Consider the following 3934-nt stretch of genomic DNA (forward strand, 5'->3'; position numbering starts at 1 on the left):
AACCCCAAATCTGCGAGCGAATACTTCATGTCCATCGCGATAATGGGCTCATCCTCAACCACGAGAACACCCACCGAGGAATTCGATTCCTTCATGGACGACCTCCTTTTGGTTCGTTCCCCGAAAAACGGTATGTCAACTAGTAGACCGACCGGAGGTTCCCCGAGTGCTAGTTCCACTGTTCTAGCGCGCGGGATGCTTCGTGATTACACAACAGCGCCATCGGGGAGGTAGCGTTAAACACCCATTGGGGCGCGGCGGGCGCCCTGGCAATCAAATTTTGAAATTGCTGCCCCGTGTTGTAGTGCAGGGCCGCCCCCATTAGGCGCATTGATATGCATGCACAGTACCATCAACGCCGAAAGTAAAGCGCTACTATTAAAGCCACCGATAAAGACTGCTGATTCTTCAGCGCTCCCCGTCCGATATCCGTCTCTACATTCTGTGTGATGAAAGCGAGATTCGGATTAGGTTCCATCATGTGTGATGCTTGGATGGTTATTTCGGACAAATAGTGACGAGGCGTGTGTGAATCAAAAAAGCCCAAGCACCAAGAGACTGCTGCTATTACTGATAATTTTGAGAGAAGGATTTTAGCTTCTGCGGTAATCGGCAGCAATGGCGGGTCGCGACCGGCGATAATGAGCACGAGTCTACGCCCCAACCCGATAACGTAGTGGGTAGCGGTCTCACTGAGAATCGAAATTACGAACTCGTCCCTGAGCGACATCTCCACGATCACATCGGAAAAATAACGGCGCCAGCTTGGACTATCCCAAGAGATTGTCCTTCAACCTATAATAGCCAACGGCCGGTGCGAGAAACCAAGGTTTTCCCGTATAAAACGGCATGGTCCGAAATGCTCGGCTTTGGAAAACACTTGGCGTGGTCGCTCGTTGAAGCAACAGATTGGCAATCTTCGAGCCGAGATATGTGCTCATCGATACGCCATTGCCACAATAGCCCATGGCGTAGTGGATACCTTCATGGACACCGAAATGCGGCAGGGAATCGAAAGTGTATGCAATGAAGCCCATCCAGGAATGCGAGATCCGTGCTTTGCTGAGCTCCGGAAACACTTTCACCATGGCTGCGTGTAGACTTGGCGCACTCGTCCGTGGATCGGTTTCGGTCAGCGCTACCCGCCCGCCAAATAGAATGCGACGTCCGTCAGGTGACGGCCGATAATAGTAGATCACCTTGCGCGTATCGTTCATCTGGTAGCCCTTTGGAAAAAGGGTCCGCACCAGATTTGGGTCTAGCGGTTCGGTCGCGATCATATAGCTCCCGATAGGGATGATCCGTCTCTGCCACCAGCGCGTCGTACTGCCGGTGTAGCCATTGGTTGCAAGAATAATGTCTCTCGTACGGATTTGCCCATGGGCTGTTGTGACCGTGAAGTGGCCTGGAGCGCCTGACAGATTCGTTGCTGGCTGATGGGCGCAGACTTGCGCCCCGGCCTTTTCGGCGCGCTTCAGCAGCTCCATGTGGTAGAGCTTGGGGTGCAAGCCACCGCGGCTCGGGTAAATCAGAGCGCCATGAAAAGCGTTGGTGCCGATCTCCTCCAGTGCGCCCTTCCTGTCAACCAGGCGGCAGGATTCGAATTCCGCCGGTTCAGTGTCAGCAAGCTTTCGAAGACGATGTACGGATCGTGGTGTATGGGCACCGATGCAATGCCCGTTCCGGGACAGATCACATTTTATATCCTCATCAGCGATCAGATCGAGCAGATGTTTGTAGGCTTCATATCCCTCACGCTTGACAGCATACGCTGTGTCCTTGCCGAACGCAGAAGACAGTTCGCTGAAGGTATTTCGGATTCCGGGTCCGATATGACCGCCATTGCGAGTGCTACATCCGAAGCCGGGGCGATCAGCTTCGAGAACCACCACTTGTCGGCCAGCGCGCGCAAGCGTTAGGGCAGCGGATATCCCGGTAAAGCCGGACCCGATGATAACGACATCCGCGACGTTCGGGGAGGACTGGTTTTTCCTGTCAGGCTCTCCTTCAACGTCCCACCAATAGGGCGTCGCTTTGAACTGAGGTACAAAGATGTCTTCGGGCATGCTCTTGCGCTGTGGTCTAGTATTTTTCTTCGCCAACGATTTGGGCCAAGATGGTCTCCCGAAGCGCGATGAAATCGCTGCGCGACTTCACGGCGCGAGCTCCCATGGCATGCTCTGCATACAAGCGGGAGAACGGCGCGGGGTGTTGCTCGATAATCCGTCCTGGCGACGGCGCCATGACCACGACGGAGGTTGCACAGAAGACTGCCTCCTCCACATCATGCGTAATGAACAGAACAGTCTTTCCGGTTTCATGCCAGATTCTGACGATCTCGCGCTGCATGCGGTCGCGCGTTAATGCGTCCAACGCACCGAATGGTTCATCAACAAGCAGGATGCGGGTATCGTTTGCCAGAGCTCGCGCCAGCGAGACGCGCTGCTGCATGCCGCCCGATAGTTCATAGGGCCGCCGCTCCTTGACATGAGATAAACCCACGAGGCCGAGATATCTCTCTACGATTGCAGTGCGCTCTCCTCTTGGAACCCCGCGAGATTTCGGACCGATTTCGATGTTGTCGTAGACATTGAGCCAGGGAAACAGAGCGGGCTGCTGAAGAACCACGGTCCGGTCCGCGCCGGGGGTCGTAATTTCTTTGCCGTTGAGGCGTGCCGAGCCTCCTGTCGGTCTCATAAATCCCGCGATAATATGGAGCAGAGTGCTCTTTCCGCAGCCCGAAGGCCCGACCACGGCCACGAATTCCCCTTCGCGGATTTCGAGATTAATCGATTTGAGCGCCTCGACGCGATCGAACCGCATGGTCAGATCGCGGATGCTGAGCAATGGCTGACCAAAGCAGCCTTTCGCCTTGCCCATCTCTCCCAGCGTCGCCATGGCTAATTCTTTCCAGCCCAAGGCACGATCCATCGTTCGATGGCCGACGCCGCCTTGTCCAGAATCAAGGCTATAACTCCGATTACTATAATGCCCATGAACACATACTCAGTGCGCAGATACTGACTGGAATTGAGGATGATGAATCCGACCCCGCTCGTCGCCGCCACGATCTCGGCCGCAACAAGCGATCCAAAAGTCACGCCGATCGTAAGCCGCGCCGCAGTAAAGAGCGCGGGCAGCGTTGACGGGAATATCACAGACCAGAAAACCTGCTGTTCAGTGAGCCCAAGAGAACGTGCGACCCGCAGATGGCTTTCCTGAACACTTCGTACGGCCGCCGCCGCGGAAACAACCACCACCGGAAATCCGGAGAGGAACAATAACACGACCTTGGACATCTCTCCGATGCCGAACCACAGGACGAGAAGCATGTAGTAGCCCAGCGGCGGAAGCGGCCGAAAGAACTGTACGAAAGGATCGACGATGGCATTCGCAACCTGGCTCCGCCCCATGAGGAGTCCAAGCGGGACACCCAGCACAATCGCCGCAGAAAAGCCGGCAAAGACCCGAAACAGACTATAAGCCACATGGACGATAAGCGTGTGGCCTCGATAGCCATCGACCTGGGCGTCGACAAGCGCGCCCCACACCGCTGATGGCGACGGCAGGAATGTGGGAGAAATCGCGCCGCTGTTTGACAGCGCGATCCAAAGGCAAAAAAAGACGAGTACGCTAATCGCACTGATCAGGAAACTGCCAAGCCCCGAAAGCATGCGAACACCGGTGCTGCGGGGCGAAGGTCGAGCGCTTTCGGCTTGCGTCGTGTCTAAGGCCATTGTCCGTATCGTCCCCTGTCTTTTACCGTCAGGCTGCTCGGGACCAGCCTTAATAAGCTGGTCCCGAGTTACCTCATCATTCGTAAGGCGGGACACTCGCGCTCTCGAGGAAGCTCGCGTCGATCGCCTTGGCGAGCTCGTCGGAAGTAGGAGCCTTGGCAATCAGCTTGTTGGAGGCAAGAAATTCACCGATGCGA

At 55.7% G+C, this 3934-nt stretch carries 4 protein-coding genes; all 4 read right to left on the minus strand.

All coding sequences use genetic code 11. From position 1 onward, the window contains the following. Window positions 1-352 precede the first annotated feature (352 nt). Window positions 353-649: a hypothetical protein gene (locus AB7F49_RS38790; RefSeq protein ID WP_428533176.1), complete on the minus strand. Its 297-nt coding sequence runs from the start codon at window positions 647-649 to the stop codon at window positions 353-355. A 121-nt stretch (window positions 650-770) separates the two neighbouring features. Then, entirely contained in the window at window positions 771-2066 is a 1296-nt protein-coding gene (locus AB7F49_RS38795) for an NAD(P)/FAD-dependent oxidoreductase (RefSeq protein WP_428533179.1), read from the minus strand. A 16-nt stretch (window positions 2067-2082) separates the two neighbouring features. Continuing rightward, window positions 2083-2898 carry a taurine ABC transporter ATP-binding protein gene (locus AB7F49_RS38800; RefSeq protein ID WP_428533182.1) on the minus strand — a complete coding sequence of 272 codons (816 nt, stop codon included), beginning with the start codon at window positions 2896-2898 and terminating at the stop codon, window positions 2083-2085. A 2-nt stretch (window positions 2899-2900) separates the two neighbouring features. Then, entirely contained in the window at window positions 2901-3674 is a 774-nt protein-coding gene (locus AB7F49_RS38805; protein ID WP_428533185.1) for an ABC transporter permease, read from the minus strand. Window positions 3675-3934: the final 260 nt, after the last annotated feature.

Origin of the sequence: Pseudorhodoplanes sp. (assembly GCF_050250235.1) — a bacterium.
Taxonomy (GTDB): Bacteria; Pseudomonadota; Alphaproteobacteria; order Rhizobiales; family Xanthobacteraceae; genus Pseudorhodoplanes.